Raw genomic sequence first — 18,860 nt, forward strand, 5'->3', positions numbered from 1 at the left:
GCAGGCGCCGGTTTTCGCGCGATACTGCCGCGCATGAGCCTGACGACCCTGCGTTTTGTCCACCGTGGCCAGGTGCGCACCTGCGTCGACGTGCCGCCCGACCGCACCCTGCTCGATCTGCTGCGCGACGACCTGCACTGCACCGCGCCCAAGGAAGGCTGCGCCAGTGGCGACTGCGGCGCCTGCACCATCACGCTGGCCGAACGGGGCGACGACGGCGGCTTGCACTACCGCGCCATCAACAGCTGCATCCGCCTGGCGCACAGCGCGCACGGCATGGCCGTTTTCACCGCTGACGACATCGCACCCGATGCCGCCACCCTGCACCCGGCGCAGCGGGCGATGGTCGAGTGCCATGGCTCGCAGTGCGGCTTCTGCACGCCGGGTTTCGTGATGAGCCTGTTCACCTTGCACCAGCACCACGGCGGCCAGCCGGTGTCGCGCGACCAGGCGCTGCACGCGCTGTCGGGCAACCTGTGCCGCTGCACGGGCTACCGCGCCATTCTGGATGCCGCGCAGACCATGCACCACTGGCCGAACGCGCCCGTCGACGAAGCAGCGTTGCTTCAAAAACTGGAGCAGCTTGCGCACGCTGGACCAGCGCCAGCGGCCGATTCCATGCCGAATCCTGACGCCGCCTTCTACGCCCGCCCCGCCACGCTGGCCGATCTGCTGGCGTGGCGCGCGGCGCACCCGCAGGCCCTGCTGGCGGCGGGCACCACCGACGTCGGGCTGTGGATCACCAAGCAGCACCGGCGCTATGCGCAGATCATCGACGTCACGCGCGTGGCCGAGCTGCGGCGCCTGGAGCGCACAGAGGGCGCATTGCGAATCGGCGCGGCCGTGCCGCTGACCGACGCGTTTGACGCGCTGGCGCAAGACCGCCCGCGGCTGGCGCCCTTCTTTGACCGCTTTGCCGGCTTGCCGGTGCGCGCCAGCGGCACGTTGGGTGGCAACGTCGCCAACGGCTCGCCCATTGGCGACAGCATGCCGCTGCTGATCGCGCTGGGCGCCACGCTGGTGCTGGCCGGACCGCAGGGTGAGCGCCGCATGGGCTTGGAAGACTTTTACCTGGCGTATCGCAAGACGGCGCTGGCGCCTGACGAAGTGCTGGCGTGCATCGAGGTGCCGCTGCCCGCCGCCAACGAGTGGCTCAGCGCCGACAAGATCAGCAAGCGCTTCGAGGATGACATCTCCGCCGTCTGCCTGGCGGTGGCGCTGCAGATCGACGGCGGCGTGATCCGCGCCGCGCGCGTTGGCGCGGGTGGCGTGGCGGCGGTGCCGGCGCGCGCCGTGCAGACCGAAGCCGCGCTGGTCGGCCAGCCGGCCCGCCAGGCCACCTTTGACGCGGCCTGCGCGGTGTTGCAGGCCGAATTCCAACCCATCAGCGACATGCGCGCCTCGCAGGCCTATCGGCGCGCCGTGCTGGGCAACCTGCTGCGCCGCGCCTGGGCGCAGTCGCAGCCCGGCGCGCTGCGCCTGGGCGAACTGGCCCCGGAGACACTGCCATGACCACCCACCGACCCATGCCGCTGCCGGGCCAGGAGCCGCCCGTGCGCGACCCCGACCCGTTTGCGCCGCCCGCGCCCGCCGAAGACCCGGGCGCCCCGCCGCTGCCGCGCCGCGACCCGGGCGACGCGCCACCCGTGCAAGACCCCGAGCCCACGCCATGAGCGATTCGCCGTTTCACAGCGCCCCGTATGCCGCCCGGTCGGCGGACGCGCCGGTCAGCCGCGACGCTGGCAGCAGCGGCGTGCCGTCCAGCGCGCCCGAGGACGTGGGCGCGCGCGCGGGACCGGCCGCGCCCGCGGCGCCGGCCGTGGGCGACGCGCCGAGCTGCGGCACGTCGCCCCCGCACGAAAGCGCGCGCGCGCAGGTGCAGGGCCTGGCGCCCTATGTGGACGATGTGCCGGAGCCGCGCGGCACGCTGCACGCCGCGCCCATCCTGTCGCCCGTGGCGCACGGCCGGCTGTTGGGTATGGATGCGTCGGATGCGCTGGCTCGGCCTGGGGTTCGCGCTATTGTTTTGGCAGCAGACATTCCGGGCGACCCGGTGCTGGCCACCTTCGTGCACGACGAGGCCATCTTTGCGCGCGACGTCGTGCAGCACGTCGGCCAGGTCGTGGGGCTGATCGTGGCCGACACGGTGCAGGCCGCGCGCCACGCGGCGCGCGCGGTCAAGCTCGACATCGCCCCACTGCCCGCGGTGCTGACCATCGAGCAGGCCATGGCCGTGCAAAGCTTCGTGCTGCCGCCCGTCACGGTGGCGCGCGGCGATGCGCCGGCCGCGCTGGCGCAGTCCGCGCATCGGCTGCAAGGGCGCTTCGCCGTCGGCGGGCAGGAGCACTTCTATCTGGAAGGGCAGATCGCCCTGGCCGTGCCGCGCGAACAGGACCAGTGGCACATCCTCAGCAGCACGCAGCACCCCGGCGAAGTGCAGCACTGGGTGGCGCATGCGCTCGGCATCGACAACCACCGGGTCAGCGTCGAATGCCGGCGCATGGGCGGCGGCTTTGGCGGCAAGGAGACGCAGGCCGGTCACATGGCGGTATGGGCGGCGCTGGCCGCGCGCAAGACGGGCGCGCCGGTCAAGCTGCGGCTCGACCGCGACGACGACTTCATGATCACCGGCAAGCGGCACCCGTTCGCCTACGACTACGACGTCGGTTTTGACGACCAGGGCCGCATCACCGGCCTGGCGCTGGACATGATGGCCAACTGCGGCTTCAGCGCCGACCTGAGCGGGCCGGTGGCCGACCGCGCGGTGTTCCACGCCGACAACGCCTACTACCTGGGCGACGTAGTGATCCGCAGCTTCCGCTGCAAGACCAATCTGCAAAGCCACACGGCGTTTCGCGGCTTCGGCGGGCCGCAGGGCGTGATCGCCATCGAGACCATCCTGGGCGACATCGCGCGCACGCTGGGCAAGGACGCGCTGGACGTGCGCTTGGCCAACCTGTACGGCCCGCGCGGCGCCACCGAGCGCTGCACCACGCATTACCAGATGCGGGTGGACGACAACATCCTGCACGAGCTGCTACCAGAATTGGAGCGCTTGGCCAAGTACCGGCAGCGCCAGCAGGCCATCGATGCCTGGAACGCCCGCCAGCCGCACCTCAAGCGCGGCATGGCCATCACGCCGGTCAAGTTCGGCATCAGCTTCACCGCCACGCTGTTCAACCAGGCCGGCGCGCTGGTGCACGTCTACACCGACGGCAGCGTGCAGGTGAACCACGGCGGCACCGAAATGGGCCAGGGCCTGCACACCAAGGTGGCGCAGGTGGTGGCCGACGAACTGGGCGTGCCCCTGGCGCGCGTGCTGGTCACCGCCAGTGCCACCGACAAGGTACCCAACGCCAGCGCCACCGCGGCATCGAGCGGCACCGACCTGAACGGCAAGGCCGCACAAGCCGCCGCGCGCACCGTGCGCGACAACCTGGCCGCCTTCGTCTGCGGGCTGGATGGCTGCGGCGCAGGCGCGGTCGAATTCCGCGGCGGAAAGATCGTCACGCCCAAGGCCGAACGCGCCTTTGCCGACGTGGTGAAAGCCGCCTATGCCAACCGCATCCAGCTGTGGAGCGACGGCTTCTACCGCACGCCCAAGATTCACTACGACAAGACCACGCTCACCGGCCGGCCGTTCTTCTACTTTGCCTATGGCGCCGCTTGCAGCGAAGTCGCCATCGACACGCTGACGGGCGAATACCGCGTGCTGGCCGTGGACATCCTGCACGACGTCGGCCGCAGCATCAACCCGGCCATCGACGTCGGCCAGATCGAAGGCGGCTTTGTGCAGGGCGCGGGCTGGCTGACAACCGAAGAACTGGTCTGGAACGAGCAGGGCGCGCTGACCACCAAGGCGCCCAGCACGTACAAGATCCCCGCCGCCGGCGACGTGCCGCCGCACTTTGCCGTGCACCTGTGGCCCGAAGCCAACGCCGAAGACACCGTGTTCCGCAGCAAGGCCTTGGGCGAGCCGCCCTTCATGCTCGCCATCAGCGTCTGGGAAGCCATGCGCCAGGCCGTGGCCGCCGCCCGCGCCGACGGCAAGCCGGTGCAGATGGACGCCCCGGCCACGCCGGAACGCGTGCTGCGCGCGGTCAGCGGCGCCTGGTGATCAGACAAAAAAAGGCCCTGAGCGGCGCATCGCCGTTCAGGGCCTTCGGTATGGTGGTGGTAGGTGGAATCGAACCACCGACCTTGGGGTTATGAATCCCACGCTCTAACCGACTGAGCTATACCACCGACAACCGCGCATTATAGGCCAATCGCGGCGACCGGCGGTGCGGTTTTTTTGCCTTTACTGGTTCTTGAACACCGCCGCGCGCTTGTTGACGAAGGCGTCCATGCCTTCCTTCTGGTCGGCGGTGGCGAACAGCGCGTGGAACAGGCGGCGCTCGAACATCACGCCGTCGGCCAGCGTGCCTTCAAAGGCCTTGTTGACGCATTCCTTGGCCGCCATCACGGCCATGCGGCCATAGCCGCTGATCATCAGCGCGGCGCCCAGCGCTTCGTCCATCAGCTTGTCGAGCGGCACCACGCGGCTGACCAGGCCGGCGCGCTCGGCCTCGGTGGCGTCCATCATGCGGCCCGTCAGGGCCAGGTCCATGGCCTTGGATTTGCCCACCGCACGCGGCAGGCGCTGCGTGCCGCCGGCCCCGGGGATGATGCCCAGCTTGATCTCCGGCTGGCCGAATTTGGCGTTGTCGGCGGCAATGATGAAGTCGCACATCATCGCCAGCTCGCAGCCGCCGCCCAGCGCAAAGCCGCTGACGGCGGCAATCACCGGTTTGCGGATGCTGCGGATGGTTTCCCAGTCGCGCGTGATGTAGTCATCGCGGTAGACGTCGGCGAAGGTGTAGGTCGCCATGGCACCGATGTCGGCACCGGCGGCAAAGGCTTTTTCGTTGCCGGTGATGATGATGCAGCCGATGGCGTCGTCGGCGTCGAAGGCCTTCAACGCCTGGCCCAGTTCCACCATCAGCGCCGGGCTGAGGGCGTTGAGCTGCTTGGGCCGGTTGAGCGTGATGACGCCGACCTTGTCGCCCTCGGTGCGGGTGGTGATGAATTCATAGGCCATGGGGTTCTCCTTGTGTGATGAATGCGCTTTCGCTGGCACTATAACCAGCCGGCACGACGCGACGAAGTTAACCGACCGTCGGGTCGGTTAATGGTAAATTGCCGCTTGAGGAGACAAGAAACCATGAACACCCCCGCACCCGGCGCTGCCGCCGAGCCTGCTGTCCTGTTCGCGCGTGAAGGCGCCACCGCCGTCCTGACGCTGAACCGTCCCGCTTCGCTGAACAGCTTCACGCGCCAGATGCACCACGACCTGTGGGCCGCGCTCGATCAGGTCGAAGCCGACAAGTCCATCCGCGCGCTGGTGCTGACGGGCGCGGGCCGCGCCTTCTGCGCCGGTGCCGATCTGTCCGAATTCGACTTCGCTGCCGGCGACGACATCATGTTCCGCGCCGATCCCGGCCCGGTGATCGACCAGGCCTTCAACCCGACCACGCGCCGCCTGATGGCCGTGCGCGTGCCCACGGTGTGCGCCGTCAACGGCGTGGCGGCGGGCGCCGGCGCGTCGGTGGCCATGGCGTGCGACATCGCCATCGCCGCGCCGGGCGCCAGCTTCATCCAGGCCTTCAGCAAGATCGGCCTGGTGCCCGACTCCGGCGGCACCTGGCTGCTGCCGCAGCGCGTGGGCCTGGCGCGCGCCATGGCGCTGTGCATGACGGGCGACAAGCTCGGCGCTGCCGACGCCAAGGCCATGGGCATGATCTGGGACGTGGCCGACGACGCGGTTGCCGCCGCCAAAGCGATGGCCGAGCGTCTGGCCGCCATGCCGACCAAGGCGCTGGTCGCCACGCGCGCGCTGCTGCGCGGCGCGCACACCCACAGCCTGGACGAGCAGCTCGACCTGGAGCGCGACGTGCAATCGCGCCTGGGCTTCACGCACGACTACATCGAAGGCGTCACCGCCTTTCTGCAAAAGCGCCCCGCGCAGTTCAAGGGCGAATGATCCATGAAGCACCCCCCTGAGTCGCCTTCGGCGCCTTCCCCCTCCAGGGGGACAACGCGGGTGGCCGGGCCAAGCCCGCTCCACCGCGTTCGCTGGCATGGCCTGCTCCGCGGCCGTCTGTTTTTTGGGGTGCTGACATGAGTTCACACCTGACGGACGTGGAAGCACAGCAACTGGCGCGCCGTGTGGGCGAATCGATGTACGCGCTGGACGCGGCATCGAAAGACACGATGGGCATGGAACTGCTGGCCTGCGCGCCCGGCCGCGCCACCATGCGCATGGTGGTCAGGCCCCTGCACCTCAACGGCCACAAAATCTGCCACGGCGGCTTCATCTTCACGCTGGCCGATTCCACCTTTGCCTACGCCTGCAACAGCCGCAACCACAACACCGTGGCCAATGGCTGCAGCATCGAATTTCTGCGCCCGGCGCACGAAGGCGACGTGCTGACCGCCGAAGGCTTCGAGCAGAGCCTGGCCGGCCGGCACGGCATTTACGACATCCGTGTTAGCAACCAGAAGGGCCAGACCGTGGCGCTGTTTCGCGGCAAGAGCACGCAGATCAGCGGCACGGTGATTCCCGCGGACGAACCACCCAAGGAGACCTCATGAGCGCCGCCAGCTTTCCCCTGGAGCCGATCGAGAAAGCCAGCATCGACGAGTTGCGCGCGCTGCAGTTGCAGCGCCTGCAGTGGTCGCTGAAGCACGCCTACGACCACTCGCCCATCTATCGCGCCAAGTTCGACGAAGCGGGCGTGCACCCGGATGACTGCAAGCAGCTCTCCGATCTGGCGAAGTTTCCGTTCACCACCAAGAAGGACCTTCGCGACAGCTACCCCTTCGGCATGTTCGCCGTGCCGCGCGCGCAGTGTGCGCGCATTCATGCCAGCAGCGGCACCACCGGCAAGCCCACGGTGGTCGGCTACACGCTCAAGGACATCGACACCTGGGCCGGTGTGGTGGCGCGCAGCATCCGCGCCAGCGGCGCGCGGCCGGGCGACATGGTGCACATCAGCTATGGCTACGGCCTGTTCACCGGCGGCCTGGGCGCGCATTACGGCGCCGAAAAGCTGGGCCTCACGGTGGTGCCCTTCGGCGGCGGGCAGACTGAAAAGCAGATCCAGCTCATCCAGGACTTCAAGCCCGAGATCATCATGGTCACGCCCAGCTACATGCTGGCCATTGCCGACGAGATCGAGCGCATGGGCATCGACCCGCGTTCCACCAGCCTGCGCACCGGCATCTTTGGCGCCGAGCCGTGGACCAACGAAATGCGCAGCGCCATCGAGCAGCGCATGGGCATCGACGCGGTCGACATCTACGGCCTGTCCGAAGTGATGGGCCCCGGCGTCGCCAACGAATGCGTCGAGACCAAGGACGGCCCGACCATCTGGGAAGACCATTTCTACCCCGAGATCATCGACCCCGACACCGGCGAAGTGTTGCCCGACGGGGCCGAGGGCGAGCTGGTCTTTACCAGCCTGACGAAAGAGGCACTGCCCATCATCCGCTACCGCACGCGCGACCTGACCAGGCTGCTGCCCGGCACCGCGCGCACCATGCGCCGCATGCAGAAGATCACCGGCCGCTCGGACGACATGATGATCATCCGCGGCGTCAACGTGTTCCCCACGCAGATCGAGGAGCTGATCCTCAAGCGGCCCGAACTGTCGCCGCACTACCAGTGCGTGCTGACGCGCGAAGGGCCGATGGACAACCTGAAGGTCGCCATTGAATGTGCTCCGGGCGTCGACCCGGCCGGCATTGCCGCACGCTCGGCGGCCAAGCTGCTGCAGCACGAAATCAAGGTCTACGTCGGCAGCAGCGTCGAGATCGACCTCAAGGGCGAAGGCGGCATCGAGCGCAGCGTCGGCAAGGCGCGGCGCGTGGTGGACCTGCGCAAGAAGTGAGTGCGCGCCAGGCTGCGGGGCGGCTCGTTTCGGTGTCGAATACGGCCCGTGCGCTGTTCTGGTAAGCGTATATAGCTATATAAAATATAGCATCAGCGCTGTTCGATGGAATCCACCAGCAGGTCGATGTAAGTGTCCGGCCCCTGCGTCAGGCGGATGCGCACGGGCAGAAACTGCAGCGTGGGCGCATACCAGATCTCGGCCGAGATGGGCCCGCGCGGCTTGGCCAGCGGGCGCGGCTTCAGGTGCACCGCCTGCACCGCGCCCAGGCTGGGCAGCTGCAGCGTTTCCTCGCCCACCACGTCATAGGTCCATTCGTCCACCCCACCGGGGCGCGCCAGCCAGAAGTTGATCTGCGTGCCGGGCACGGCCTTCAGCTGGCCGGTGGCGAAGCGGTGGCTCAGCTCGACGAACTGGCTGGCGGCGTCCTGCACGGCGTTGGGGCGCGACACGCGCTCGCCGTTGTCCAGCCGCACGTCCTCGCCCAGCCGCACACTGCGGCGCCGCTTGCCCACCTGCTCTTCGTACGCGCCCGGCTGCAGGCCCGTGGGGGTGATCTCGCCCTGGCTGGTCAGGCTCATCGACAGCAGCAGGCCCATGTCGAGCTGCACCGACGTGTGATAGCGCGTGCCCTCGCGCTGCCACAGCACGCGCGCATCGCCGCGCAGTTCGCCGCGGTAGTTGCCGCCCAGCTGGTATTTCAGCCGCGTGTCGCCCGGCCACTGGCGCAGGAAGGCGGTGTCGGTGCCGCTGGCCGACGCTGCCGCCGAAGCCGCGGCCACCGCCGTGCCGGGGCGCGCCTCCGGTGTGGACGCGGGGGCTGATGCCGACGGCTGCGCCGGTGCGCTGGCCGACGCGACCTGCGCGGGCGGCACGGGTGGCTCGGTCGCGTGGGGCGTTTCGGCCCACGCTGGCGCTTCGCTGGCGGCCGGTTCCTCGGCCGAGGCCGCGGGGGGTGGGCGCCTGCGCCACCTGGGGCGGTTCAGCCGCGGACGTCTTTGCTTTGTTTTTAGGAGCGGCCTTCGCAGTAGTAATGCGCGCGCTGGGCCGATTCGGCTTGGCGGCTGGCGCGGCGGGCGTCACCGCCACGGCGGCCGGGGGCGCTTCGGGCGCGATGGTGCGGGTGTAGAAGGGCGGGGCCACGTCCTTCAGGATGCTGGGCGGTCGCAGCAGCAGCGACAGGGCGACCCAGGCCAGCGCATGCAACACCACCACCAGCACGGTGGTGACCAGCAGGGCGCGCGCCTGCCGTGCGGGACGGGGCGTCAGCGGGCGGGCCACGCGCTGGCGTCGGCGTGCTCGCGCGCGGCGAGGCGCCAGGTGGTGGATTTTTCAGGCAGCGCCAGCGGCAGGCGCAGCAGGCGCCGGTCGCGCGCCACCAGCGCCGTGACCTGGCGCGCCATGCCGGCGTACAGCGGCAGGTCGTCCAGCTTGGTCAGGCGCCAGGCCGATACCTCGGTGGCGTCGGCATTCTTGGTGCGCGGCGTGGCGGGCACTTCCACACCCAGCCATTCGTCGCCCGCGGCCAGCCCGGCCTGCGCGGCGGCGCTGCCGTCCAGCACCATCTTCAGCGTGACGAGGCCGTCGCCCTCGGCCACGCGCAGGCCCAGCGTCTGCGCCAGTTGCGAAGGCTCTTCCAGCACCTGCACGCCCTGGGCTTGCAGCAGCGCCTTCAGCGGCAGCTCGCCCGTGCCGTGCACCCAGTCGGCGATCTCGCGGTCGAAGCGGCGGCCGGCCACTTCGGCCAGCGTGTGGGCAAAGTCGTCTTCCGTCATCGGGCCGCCCTGGCAGCGCTGCCACAGCGCGCGCATCACCTCGTCCAGCGTGGTGCGGCCTTCCTGGCGCAGGGTCAGGTCGAAGCACAGCGCCACCAGCGCGCCCTTGGTGTAGTAGCTGATGGTGCTGTTGGGCGTGTTCTCGTCCGGGCGGTAGTAGCGCAGCCAGGCGTCGAAGCTGGCCTGCGCCACCGACTGCACCTGCCGGCCCGGCGCCTGCAGCACCTGGTTCACGGTCTTGGTCAGCAGCTTGAGGTAGCCCGCGTCGTCCAGCAGGCCGGCGCGGCGCAGCAGCAGGTCGTCGTAATAGCTGGTGAAGCCTTCGAAGAACCACAGCAGGCGCGTGTGGTTCTCGCTCTGATAATCGTAGCGCGTGAACTCGGCGGGGCGCAGGCGCTTGACGTTCCAGGCATGAAAGTATTCGTGGCTGATCAGGCCCAGCAGCGTGATGTAGCCGTCGCCCACGCGCGCCGCGCTGGCGGGCGAATCGTGCCGCGGCAGATCGCGCCGGCCGCAGATCAGCGCCGTGCTGGCGCGGTGTTCCAGCCCGCCGTAGCCGTCGTCGATCACGTTCAGCAGGAACACGTAGCGCTTGAACGGCGGCTTGCCCCCGCCGTGCCAGAAGCGGACGGCCGCTTCGCAAACCTGTTGCGTGTCGCGCAGCAGCCGCGCGCCGTCAAACGAAGCGGGCGCGCCGCTGACCACCAGGCGGTGCGGCACGCCAGCAACGCGAAAATCGCCCTGCCAGAAAGCGCCCATCTCGACCGGGTGGTCGACCAGTTCGTCGTAGCCGTCCGCGCGGTAGCGGCCGAAGCCGCGCGCGTCGACCGTCACTGGCGTCATCGACGTTGCCAGCCGCCAGTCGCGCCGGCCCGCGGGCGCGCGGACGGTGAGCTCGTGCGCCTCGTCTTCTTGCCCGTGCACGCGCAGCAGCAGGCTGGTGCCGTTGAAGAAGCCGCGCGCATCGCCCAGCCAGGCGGTGCGCACCGACGCGTCGAAGGCGTAGACCTCGTAGTTCAGCGTCAGCGCCCGGCGCGGGTCGCAGTCGATGTCCCAGGTGGCCTTGTCGATCTGGCGGCAGGGCAGTTCGGCGGCGCCCTGCGTGGCGTGCAGGGGCTGCAGGTGGCGCGCGAATTCGCGGATCAGGTAGCTGCCGGGGATCCACGCCGGCAGCGACACGCGCTGCGTGGCCACCGGCCGCGCAATGACGATGCGCACGCCAAAGCGGTGGCCCGCCAGGCTGGCCACGCGCACCTCATGGCGCACCGGCGCGGGCGGCGGTGGCGTGGAAGCGGTGGGTCGGCGAGCCACGGGCAAACGGGCGTCAGCGCTTGGCCAGCAGCTCCTCGAGCTGCTGCGTGTTGATGGCGCCCGGCACGCGCGAGCCGTTTTCGAACACCAGTGTCGGCGTGCCGGTGATGCGGTACTTGCGCGCAAACGCCAGGTTGGCGTCCAGCGCCTCGGTGTTGCAGGCGGCTTCGCCCTTGGGGGCTTGCTCGCGCAGCATCCAGTCGTCCCAGATCTTGGTCTTGTCGGCGCTGCACCAGACCTGGCGCGACTTGGTGACCGAGTCGGCCCCCAGGATCGGGATCAGGAAGGTGTAGACGGTGACGTTGTTGATCTTGGCCAGGTCTTTCTCGAAGCGCTTGCAGTAGCCGCAGTTGGGGTCGGCAAACACCGCCAGCTTGCGCTTGCCGTTGCCGCGCACGGTGGTGAAGGCGTTCTTCAGCTGCAGGTCCTTGAAGTCGATGGCCGTGAGCTTCTCGACGCGCTCTTCCGTCAGGTTCTTGCGCGTCTTGGTGTCCAGCAGGTTGCCGTGCAGCAGGTAGTTGCCTTCGGCGTCGGTGTACAGGATTTCGGTGCCGACGCGCACTTCGAACAGGCCGTTCATTGGCGTCTTGCGCACTTCGTCGATGTCGGCCAGGCCCGGCACGCGGTCGGCCAAGTTCTTGCGGATGGTGGCCTCTTGGGCGGCCGCGACAAGCGGCAGCGCTAAGGCCAGGGCCGTCAGGCCGGTGCGCAGCAAAGCAAAAGGTTTCATGGTATGAATTCGGTCAGACAGACAAAAAGACAGGTGAGAGCGGCGCAGGCGTCAGGCAGTTCCCATCGCCAGCCGGGCGATGCGGCGCTTGATCGGTCCGCTGGCATCAAAGGCGGCCATGCCCCAGTTGCGCAGCAGCACGGCGGCCGGCTCGGCGCGGCCAAACAGTTGCTGCAGGCCGTCGGTGGCCAGGCTCATGCGCAGCCAGTCGCCCTGGCGGGCGCGCTCGTAGCGGCGCAGCAGCTTCAAATCGTTGACGGGCCGCCAGGCCTCGCGCTCGCCCAGCACGCGCGCCAGTTCTGCGGCATCGCCCAGGCCGACGTTGAGGCCCTGGCCGGCCAGCGGGTGCATGGCATGGGCGGCGTCGCCCGCCAGCGCAAAGCTTTCGCCCGGCCGGCCTGGCATGGCGCCCACCCAGCGCGTGGCGCGCGCCAGCAGCAGCGGCCAACTGGCCCGCGGCGCGATGAGCTGCACCGCACCCAGCGCCTGTCCGCTGATGTCGTGCAGGCGCGCGGCGAAGGCGGCGTCGTCCAGCCCCTGCAGCTCGGCCACGCGTTCGGTGCGCACCGACCAGACCACGGCGACCTGGTGGCCTTGTGCGCCGTCCAGCGGCAGGAATGCCACGATGTCGCCATCGGCCGTGAACCACTGGCGCGCCACCTGGCCGTGCGGGCGCTCGCAGTCCAGCCGTGTGGCGATGGCGTGCTGCGGGTAGCGCGTGGTGTCGAATTCGACGCCCAGTTCGGCGCGGGTGCGGCTGGCGCGGCCTTCGCACACCACGGTGAGCGGCGCGGCGACCGGCGCGGTCACGCAGTCGATATCACTTTGATAGCGCACCGCCTCGGCCAGCAGGCGCTCGAGCGCGGGTACGTCGACGATCCAGTTGAGCGCGGGCACGTCCAGTGCATCGGCGCTGAACTCGGTCGCGCCGCTTTGATCGCCGTGCACCTGCATGGCCAGCACCGGCGTCGCAGCGCGCTCGTCGGGCCAGCAGCGCAGGCCTTGCAGCAGCGTGCGTGAGGCGGGGCTGAGCGCGTACGCCCGCACGTCGCCATGCCCGCTGGCCGGGTCGGCCGCCGGCGAGACCAGGGCCACGCGCAGGCGCTGGCGCGCCAGCAGCAGGGCCAGCGTGCGGCCCACGATGCCCGCGCCGCGAATGCATACGTCATGAGTGGAAGCGGCCATGCGGGCCATTGTAGGCGGCGCCCATGGCCGACAATGGGCCGCTTCATCCCTTTTGGCCCAACGACGCCGATGAGCTCCACGCCTACCCCTGCCGACCTGCAAGCCACCCTGAGCGGGTTGTTCGTCCACCCCGTCAAATCCTGCGCCGGCGTGGCGCTGCGCGAGGCGCAGCTGACGGACACCGGACTCGACCTGGACCGGGCCTGGATGGTGGTCGACGCGCAGGGCCGCTTCGTCACCCAGCGCGACGCGCCGCGCATGGCGCTGGTGCGGCCGCAGATCAGGCGCCTGGAAGTCGTGCTGCGCGCGCCCGGCATGCTGGCGCTGCATCTGGGCATCAACGAGGTCGAAAAACCCACCCGCGTGCAGGTGTGGAAGGACGAGCTGAACGCCTGGGACATGGGCGATGTGGCGGGGCAGTGGTTCAGCGACTTTCTGGGCCGACCCGGCCTGCGGCTGGCGCGCTTCGATCCCGATGTGACGCGGCTGGCGTCGAAGCAGTGGACGGGCGAGATCGACGCGCCGGTCGAGTTTGCGGACGGCTTTCCGCTGCTGGTGGTGAGCGAAGCCTCGCTGGACGAGCTGAACCGCCGGCTGGCGCTGGCGGGCCACGCCGCCGTCGGCATGGAGCGTTTTCGTCCCAACTTGGTGCTGTCAGGCCTGGAGGCGCACGACGAGGACCGGCTGGCCGAACTGCGCATTGCCACGCCCGAGGGCGAGATCGTGGTGCTGCGCCCAGTCAAGCCTTGCCCGCGCTGCCCCATCCCCAACGTCGACCCGTCCACCGGCGAATCGTCGCCGGAGGTGCTGGAGGCGCTGCGCGCTTACCGCGCCGATCCGCGCCTGGACGGCGCGCTGACGTTCGGCATGAACGCGGTCATCGTGCGCGGCGCCGGGCTCACCCTGCGCGTGGGGGACGCGGTCAGCGCAGATTGGCATTTTGATTGATGCTATTTTTAGTGTAGCTATAGACGCTTGTCTGCCAAGCGCAAGATGCCGATTTCATTTAAGAAAAGGTTCCGACGTGCCCATAGGGTCCATCCATCCTGCGCTGCCTGCCTATTTTTAGGCGGAGACCGCAAGCTCGGAACGTGGCCTTTTAGACCAACTCTTCCAGCCTATTCAATTGCCACGTTCGATCGTGCGGATTCTGTTCATGGCTTCAGGCCGTGTCGGCCTGCGTTACTGCGCACGGCCGCCACCGCCACCAACAGCCCCAGCAAGGCCAGGGCAATCTGGCTCAAGGTCGGCACCGACGTCGGGTTGGTGCAGCCTGCAGTGAGCGTGGCGTACCCATCCAGCTGGTCGACTGTGATCAACAAGTGGGTTAAACCCGCCGTAGTCGCCTTGTACGTCAGTGTGCTGCCCAGCGTACCCCCTGAAGCGACGATGGTGGTGGGAGGATAGGTGGTCGTCGGTGGGTCATAAGTGATCAACGCCGGATCAAAGGTTTCCAAACGCCATTGAGCTACCGTAGCAACAGGCGTCAGAGCGGGCGCGCCGCTTTCGCTCACGCCAGGCGACAGCGTGACAGTGAACGCGTCGCCGGGACGGGTGAACAATGAAATCGTTCTCAAGAACCTTAAGGTGCCGCCGGTGCTGGTCGACACCGTGAACACATTGTCGGGGCCGACAACAGTTTTTTGTGCCCCGCCGGTATTGTTGATGGCCGCGCATGTTGCCCCTGTGGTGGTGCCGTCTTGCGCATGCGCCGATGTCGCCCATCCAAGGCAAAGCATCTGCAGCATGAGCGTGAACAGCCATTTCATGACGGCCCAGCGTCGGATGAAGTTCATGGATTGGCGCTCCTGTGTCTGTTGAGTGCGAAGCTCGAGCGAGTCAAATTGAATCTGGTTCTTCCAACATACCCCGTTCATTCGCCGCTATGGAGGGGGCTCAAGCCTTGTCTGAAACACTGTGCCGAGTGTATGAGCGGCCTCATAATAACAACCATAACGTCTTGATAGAGTGCGAAAAAAGCCGCAAATGCGGACTTTCTTCGCATCCGAGAGGCCGCTGGGTTGTTGCGTCCTAGGACGGTCGCACCCTCTTCAGAAGCGGCTGCAACGAACGTGCCATGCCTCACCTCGCGGGCACCGGCAACACTCGGCGGTGCCCCATCAGCGCCTCGGTGATCAGTACAATCGCCATCACTTTCCCCTAGGCAAAACGAGGACAAAATCCCTCGAAATCGGAGCCGCGCACCCGGATGATCAGCGCTTGTGGCGCACAGCGCGGGTCGGGCACCTCCACCACGCCGGTGTTCGGCTCGATGGTGCGCAAGGGGTTGATCCACAAAGGAATTCCATGGCACTGCAATGCGGCATCGTTGGGCTGCCCAACGTCGGCAAATCCACGCTTTTCAACGCGCTGACCAAGGCGGGGATCGCGGCGGAGAATTACCCCTTCTGCACGATCGAGCCCAATACGGGCGTGGTGGAGGTGCCTGATCCGCGTCTGGCCCAGTTGGCCGAGATCGTGAAGCCCGAGCGCGTGCTGCCGGCCATCGTCGAGTTTGTCGACATCGCCGGCCTGGTGGCGGGCGCGAGCCAGGGTGAGGGGCTGGGCAACCAGTTTCTGGCGCACATCCGCGAGACGGATGCGATCGTCAACGTGGTGCGCTGCTTTGAGGATCCGAACGTGATTCATGTGGCGGGCAAGGTCGATCCGATTTCGGACATCGAAGTGATCCAGACCGAGCTGTGCCTGGCCGACCTGGGCACGGTCGAAAAAGCCGTGCAGCGCTACACCAAGGCCGCCAAGTCGGGCAACGACAAAGAGGCCACGGCGATGCTGAAGGTGCTCGGCCCGGTGCAAGCGGCGCTGGACGAGGGCAAGCCGTTGCGCACGCTGACGCTCTCGAAAGAAGAGCAGGCGTTGCTCAGGCCGTTGTGCCTGATCACCGCCAAGCCGGCCATGTTCGTCGGCAACGTGAGCGAACACGGCTTCGAGAACAACCCCTTCCTTGATCGTCTGAGCGAGTACGCTGCCACGCAGAACGCGCCGGTGGTGGCGATCTGCGCCAAGATGGAAGCCGACATGGCCGAGATGAGCGACGAGGACAAGTCGCTGTTCCTCGAAGAAATGGGACAGACCGAGCCGGGGCTGAACCGCCTGATCCGCGCCGCCTTCAAGCTGCTGGGCCTGCAGACCTACTTCACCGCCGGCGTGAAGGAGGTGCGCGCCTGGACGATCCGCATCGGCGACACGGCGCCGCAGGCGGCGGGCGTGATCCACGGCGATTTCGAGCGCGGCTTCATCCGCGCGCAGACCATCGCGTTCGACGACTACCTTCAGTTCAAGGGCGAGCAGGGCGCGAAGGACGCGGGCAAGATGCGCAGCGAGGGCAAGGAATACGTCGTCAAGGACGGCGACGTGATGAACTTCCTGTTTAATGTGTAGGCACCCCCCTGAGCGGCTGACGCCGCTTCCCCCTTCTCCTGCGGGAGGGGGACAACGCCTGCGGCCGGCGCGGGTCCGGCCGCGGCGTTCCCGACATCGGTTTGCGCCCAAGGGGTTGGTTCGGGTGCTCACTGCCGCTGCTGCTATCTGGCGCGTCGCAGCGTGACGTTGATGCGCTGGGCGCCGGTCAGCGAGTGGTGGGCTTGCCGCAGCGGCGCTATGCCGTGAAAGCGCAATCGGTCGACGCCGCCCCACACGGCCACGTCGCCATGCAGCAGGGGCACGCGCTCGGTGCGGTCGGCGCGTTGCAGGCCGCCCCAAATGAACAGCGCGGGCAGTCCGAGCGAGACGGACACGATGGGGTGCGACAGGTCGCGCTCGTCGCGGTCCTGGTGCAGCGACAGGCGCGCGCCGGGAAGGTAGCGGTTGACCAGGCAGGCGTCGGGCTCGAAGCGGCCGAAGCCGGTTGACCGGGCGCCTTCGCGTGCCAGCTCAGCCAGCGGCGCCGGCAAGGCGGGCCAGGGCAGGCCGCTGTCGGGATCGCGCGGTGTATAGCGGTAACCGTGGCGGTCGCTGACCCAGCCCAGCGCGCCGCAGTTGGTCAGCGCGACCGACATGCGCTGGCCGCCGGGAGTCTCCATGTGCCGAAAGGGCGCCTGCGTGATGACCGACTGCAGCGCCGGCCACAGCGCGTCGAGCCACGGCAGCGCAAAGCCGCGCAGCACGTAGGCCTGCGGTCCCAACCGGGCGGTGCCGGTCTGCGGAGGATCGTCGGCAAACAGGTCGGCGCTGGGGGCTCCGTCAAGCATTTCACACCATAAAAATGACCGTCAGCGCTTGTGTATAAAGCGCATCAAGCTACAAACAGTGTAGCAAGCGACAGCTTGTCAGGCCACACCTGGAGCAGCGCCACCGTCATCACCACATAGCGCGCGAACTTGCCCGCAGCCATCCACGCGGTGCAGGGCAGCAGCGGCATCTTCAGCCAGCCGGCCACGGCGCACAACGGGTCGCCAATGACGGGCAGAAACGACAGGAAGCACGCGCGCGGGCCGATGCGGCGCAGCCAGTCGAGCGCGCGCAGGTGCGTGGGCGAGTCGCGCCACTGGTCGACGGCGCGGTGGGCGCCCAGTCCCATCCACCACGTGACCACGCCGCCCAGCGTGTTGCCGGCCGTGGCCACCAAGATGGCGGGCCAGAACAGGTGCGGGTTGAGCTTGATCAAGCCGAAGACCGCCGGTTCAGAGCCCAATGGCAGCAGCGTGGCCGACACGAAGGCCACCACGAAGACCGTCGACAGCCCGTATTCCGGCAGCGCCAGCGCCGTGAGCAGTTGTTGCATCCACGCTTCCATCAGGCCAGAGTGTAGGCAGGTGGGCCAGGGCGGCGGCGGGTTTCGGTTGCTGAAATTTTGGGCAGGTAGAATGCGCTCCCCTGCCGCGTTCCGGCCCTGCCGGCCACGCACACGCGCGCGCCTTGTTCATCATGCAGATCGGTTCCCACAGCCTGCCCAACCGCCTGTTCGTCGCCCCGATGGCCGGGGTGACGGATCGGCCGTTTCGTCAGCTGTGCCGCGCGTTCGGCGCGGGCTACGCGGTCAGCGAAATGGTGACGTCGCGGCGGGACTTGTGGCACACCCTGAAGACCTCGCGCCGCGCCGACCACACGGGCGAGCCCGGGCCCATCGCCGTGCAGATCGCCGGTACCGACGCCGCCATGATGGCCGAGGCCGCTGCCTACAACATCGACCGCGGCGCGCAGATCATTGACATCAACATGGGTTGCCCGGCCAAGAAGGTGTGCAACAAATGGGCGGGCAGCGCGCTGATGCAGGACGAAGCGCTGGCGCTGCAGATCATCGAGGCCGTGGTGGCTGCCTGCGCGCCGCGCGGCGTGCCGGTGACGCTGAAGGTGCGCACCGGCTGGTGCGCAAGCGCCCGCAACGCGGTGCCGATCGCGCTGGCCGCCGAAAGCGCTGGCGTGCAGATGGTCACGGTGCATGGCCGCACGCGCGAGCAGGGCTACAAGGGCCAGGCCGAATACGACACCATCGCCGAAGTGAAGTCGCGCCTGCGGGTGCCGGTGGTGGCCAATGGCGACATCGATTCGCCCGCCAAGGCCGAAGCGGTGCTGCGCGCCACCGGCGCCGATGCGGTGATGATTGGCCGCGCTGCACAGGGCCGGCCCTGGATCTTTCGCGAGATCGCGCATTACCTGGCGACGGGCCAGTCGCTGGCGCCGCCGCTGGTGCTGGAAGTGCGCCGCGCGCTGCTGGAACACCTGCAGGACCACTATGCGCTGTATGGTGAATACAGTGGGGTGCGGTCGGCGCGCAAGCACATTGGCTGGTATGTGCGCGGCCTGCCGGACGGCGCCGCGTTTCGCGAGCGCATGAACACACTGGACGACGCCGGCCTGCAGTGGCAGGTGGTGGCCGATTATTTTGAGGAACTGGCTGACCGGCACGAGCGCCTGCCCGTGGCGCCCGTCGCCCAGCCCGAGGGAGCGATGGAGGCCCGATGACAT

At 68.4% G+C, this 18,860-nt stretch carries 18 protein-coding genes and 1 tRNA gene; 9 read left to right on the top strand and 10 right to left on the bottom strand.

The window, feature by feature from the left end; all coding sequences use genetic code 11:
* Positions 1-33 precede the first annotated feature (33 nt).
* The 3 genes from xdhA to xdhB are packed head-to-tail and all read left to right on the top strand — an operon-like array spanning position 34 to position 4,117.
* Entirely contained in the window at positions 34-1,512 is a 1,479-nt protein-coding gene (gene xdhA / locus R0D99_RS04080) for a xanthine dehydrogenase small subunit (protein ID WP_317750101.1), read from the top strand.
* Entirely contained in the window at positions 1,509-1,673 is a 165-nt protein-coding gene (locus R0D99_RS04085) for a hypothetical protein (protein WP_317750102.1), read from the top strand. The genes xdhA and R0D99_RS04085 overlap by 4 nt, the downstream gene beginning before the upstream one ends.
* The gene (gene xdhB / locus R0D99_RS04090) at positions 1,670-4,117 is read left to right on the top strand and encodes a xanthine dehydrogenase molybdopterin binding subunit (RefSeq protein WP_317750103.1); all 2,448 of its coding nucleotides are present in this window, start codon (positions 1,670-1,672) and stop codon (positions 4,115-4,117) included. Before R0D99_RS04085 ends, xdhB begins: the two co-directional genes overlap by 4 nt.
* 51 nt (positions 4,118-4,168) lie before the next feature.
* On the opposite strand, the gene R0D99_RS04095 is transcribed toward xdhB, so the two are convergent.
* Together R0D99_RS04095 and R0D99_RS04100 are read right to left on the bottom strand one after the other, a co-directional pair.
* Positions 4,169-4,245: transfer RNA gene (locus R0D99_RS04095), tRNA-Met, on the bottom strand.
* A gap of 55 nt (positions 4,246-4,300) precedes the next feature.
* Positions 4,301-5,080 (bottom strand): enoyl-CoA hydratase, encoded by a 780-nt coding sequence (locus R0D99_RS04100; RefSeq protein WP_317750104.1) that lies wholly within the window; start codon positions 5,078-5,080, stop codon positions 4,301-4,303.
* Positions 5,081-5,203: 123 nt separating this feature from the next.
* On the opposite strand from R0D99_RS04100, the gene R0D99_RS04105 reads away from it, so the two are divergent.
* The 3 genes from R0D99_RS04105 to paaK all read left to right on the top strand — a co-directional run bounded on the left by R0D99_RS04105 (position 5,204) and on the right by paaK (position 7,931).
* Positions 5,204-6,022, top strand: coding sequence for an enoyl-CoA hydratase-related protein (locus tag R0D99_RS04105; RefSeq protein ID WP_317750105.1), 819 nt, complete (start codon positions 5,204-5,206; stop codon positions 6,020-6,022).
* Positions 6,023-6,159: 137 nt separating this feature from the next.
* Positions 6,160-6,633 carry a hydroxyphenylacetyl-CoA thioesterase PaaI gene (gene paaI / locus R0D99_RS04110; protein ID WP_317750106.1) on the top strand — a complete coding sequence of 158 codons (474 nt, stop codon included), beginning with the start codon at positions 6,160-6,162 and terminating at the stop codon, positions 6,631-6,633.
* Positions 6,630-7,931, top strand: coding sequence for a phenylacetate--CoA ligase PaaK (gene paaK, locus R0D99_RS04115; RefSeq protein ID WP_317750107.1), 1,302 nt, complete (start codon positions 6,630-6,632; stop codon positions 7,929-7,931). The genes paaI and paaK overlap by 4 nt, the downstream gene beginning before the upstream one ends.
* 92 nt (positions 7,932-8,023) lie before the next feature.
* Here paaK and R0D99_RS04120 read toward each other — a convergent pair whose 3' ends face one another.
* From R0D99_RS04120 to R0D99_RS04135, 4 genes are all read right to left on the bottom strand, one after another.
* Positions 8,024-8,806 carry a DUF3108 domain-containing protein gene (locus R0D99_RS04120; protein WP_317750108.1) on the bottom strand — a complete coding sequence of 261 codons (783 nt, stop codon included), beginning with the start codon at positions 8,804-8,806 and terminating at the stop codon, positions 8,024-8,026.
* A 390-nt stretch (positions 8,807-9,196) separates the two neighbouring features.
* A complete protein-coding gene (locus R0D99_RS04125) occupies positions 9,197-11,017 on the bottom strand; it encodes a M61 family metallopeptidase (protein ID WP_416365965.1) in 1,821 nt (606 codons plus the stop codon).
* Between the two features lie 13 nt (positions 11,018-11,030).
* On the bottom strand, positions 11,031-11,747 hold the full coding sequence (locus R0D99_RS04130) for a DsbC family protein (RefSeq protein WP_317750109.1): 717 nt from the start codon (positions 11,745-11,747) through the stop codon (positions 11,031-11,033).
* 51 nt (positions 11,748-11,798) lie between these two features.
* Entirely contained in the window at positions 11,799-12,932 is a 1,134-nt protein-coding gene (locus R0D99_RS04135; RefSeq protein ID WP_416365966.1) for an FAD-dependent monooxygenase, read from the bottom strand.
* Positions 12,933-13,001: 69 nt separating this feature from the next.
* Between R0D99_RS04135 and R0D99_RS04140 the strand changes: the two genes are divergently transcribed.
* Entirely contained in the window at positions 13,002-13,880 is an 879-nt protein-coding gene (locus tag R0D99_RS04140; protein ID WP_317750111.1) for an MOSC domain-containing protein, read from the top strand.
* Between the two features lie 206 nt (positions 13,881-14,086).
* Here R0D99_RS04140 and R0D99_RS04145 read toward each other — a convergent pair whose 3' ends face one another.
* Together R0D99_RS04145 and R0D99_RS04150 are read right to left on the bottom strand one after the other, a co-directional pair.
* Positions 14,087-14,728, bottom strand: a complete 642-nt coding sequence (locus R0D99_RS04145) for an IPTL-CTERM sorting domain-containing protein (protein WP_317750112.1) — start codon at positions 14,726-14,728, stop codon at positions 14,087-14,089.
* A 364-nt stretch (positions 14,729-15,092) separates the two neighbouring features.
* Positions 15,093-15,215 (bottom strand): hypothetical protein, encoded by a 123-nt coding sequence (locus tag R0D99_RS04150; RefSeq protein WP_317750113.1) that lies wholly within the window; start codon positions 15,213-15,215, stop codon positions 15,093-15,095.
* Positions 15,216-15,239: 24 nt separating this feature from the next.
* Here R0D99_RS04150 and ychF point away from each other — a divergent pair, with 24 nt between their 5' ends.
* Positions 15,240-16,334 carry a redox-regulated ATPase YchF gene (gene ychF, locus R0D99_RS04155; RefSeq protein ID WP_317750114.1) on the top strand — a complete coding sequence of 365 codons (1,095 nt, stop codon included), beginning with the start codon at positions 15,240-15,242 and terminating at the stop codon, positions 16,332-16,334.
* A gap of 143 nt (positions 16,335-16,477) precedes the next feature.
* Here the strand turns inward: ychF and alkB are convergent, their stop codons facing one another.
* The gene (gene alkB, locus R0D99_RS04160) at positions 16,478-17,143 is read right to left on the bottom strand and encodes a DNA oxidative demethylase AlkB (protein ID WP_317750115.1); all 666 of its coding nucleotides are present in this window, start codon (positions 17,141-17,143) and stop codon (positions 16,478-16,480) included.
* A gap of 44 nt (positions 17,144-17,187) precedes the next feature.
* The gene (locus R0D99_RS04165) at positions 17,188-17,688 is read right to left on the bottom strand and encodes a YqaA family protein (RefSeq protein ID WP_317750116.1); all 501 of its coding nucleotides are present in this window, start codon (positions 17,686-17,688) and stop codon (positions 17,188-17,190) included.
* Between the two features lie 131 nt (positions 17,689-17,819).
* Here R0D99_RS04165 and dusB point away from each other — a divergent pair, with 131 nt between their 5' ends.
* A complete protein-coding gene (gene dusB, locus R0D99_RS04170) occupies positions 17,820-18,857 on the top strand; it encodes a tRNA dihydrouridine synthase DusB (protein WP_317750118.1) in 1,038 nt (345 codons plus the stop codon).
* Positions 18,858-18,860 lie beyond the last annotated feature (3 nt).

This window comes from Ottowia sp. SB7-C50 (assembly GCF_033110285.1).
Taxonomy (GTDB): domain Bacteria; phylum Pseudomonadota; class Gammaproteobacteria; order Burkholderiales; family Burkholderiaceae_C; genus Ottowia.

What these genes read in the sequence shown, in the direction of transcription:
- R0D99_RS04165 (WP_317750116.1), bottom strand. Translation starts at nt 17,688, where the DNA reads ATGGAAGCGTGGATGCAACAACTGCTCACGGCGCTGGCGCTGCCGGAA.
- R0D99_RS04105 (WP_317750105.1), top strand. Translation starts at nt 5,204, where the DNA reads ATGAACACCCCCGCACCCGGCGCTGCCGCCGAGCCTGCTGTCCTGTTC.
- R0D99_RS04145 (WP_317750112.1), bottom strand. Translation starts at nt 14,728, where the DNA reads ATGAACTTCATCCGACGCTGGGCCGTCATGAAATGGCTGTTCACGCTC.
- R0D99_RS04085 (WP_317750102.1), top strand. Translation starts at nt 1,509, where the DNA reads ATGACCACCCACCGACCCATGCCGCTGCCGGGCCAGGAGCCGCCCGTG.
- R0D99_RS04100 (WP_317750104.1), bottom strand. Translation starts at nt 5,080, where the DNA reads ATGGCCTATGAATTCATCACCACCCGCACCGAGGGCGACAAGGTCGGC.
- ychF (WP_317750114.1), top strand. Translation starts at nt 15,240, where the DNA reads ATGGCACTGCAATGCGGCATCGTTGGGCTGCCCAACGTCGGCAAATCC.
- paaI (WP_317750106.1), top strand. Translation starts at nt 6,160, where the DNA reads ATGAGTTCACACCTGACGGACGTGGAAGCACAGCAACTGGCGCGCCGT.
- xdhB (WP_317750103.1), top strand. Translation starts at nt 1,670, where the DNA reads ATGAGCGATTCGCCGTTTCACAGCGCCCCGTATGCCGCCCGGTCGGCG.
- dusB (WP_317750118.1), top strand. Translation starts at nt 17,820, where the DNA reads ATGCAGATCGGTTCCCACAGCCTGCCCAACCGCCTGTTCGTCGCCCCG.
- alkB (WP_317750115.1), bottom strand. Translation starts at nt 17,143, where the DNA reads ATGCTTGACGGAGCCCCCAGCGCCGACCTGTTTGCCGACGATCCTCCG.
- paaK (WP_317750107.1), top strand. Translation starts at nt 6,630, where the DNA reads ATGAGCGCCGCCAGCTTTCCCCTGGAGCCGATCGAGAAAGCCAGCATC.
- R0D99_RS04130 (WP_317750109.1), bottom strand. Translation starts at nt 11,747, where the DNA reads ATGAAACCTTTTGCTTTGCTGCGCACCGGCCTGACGGCCCTGGCCTTA.
- R0D99_RS04140 (WP_317750111.1), top strand. Translation starts at nt 13,002, where the DNA reads ATGAGCTCCACGCCTACCCCTGCCGACCTGCAAGCCACCCTGAGCGGG.
- xdhA (WP_317750101.1), top strand. Translation starts at nt 34, where the DNA reads ATGAGCCTGACGACCCTGCGTTTTGTCCACCGTGGCCAGGTGCGCACC.
- R0D99_RS04135 (WP_416365966.1), bottom strand. Translation starts at nt 12,932, where the DNA reads ATGGCCGCTTCCACTCATGACGTATGCATTCGCGGCGCGGGCATCGTG.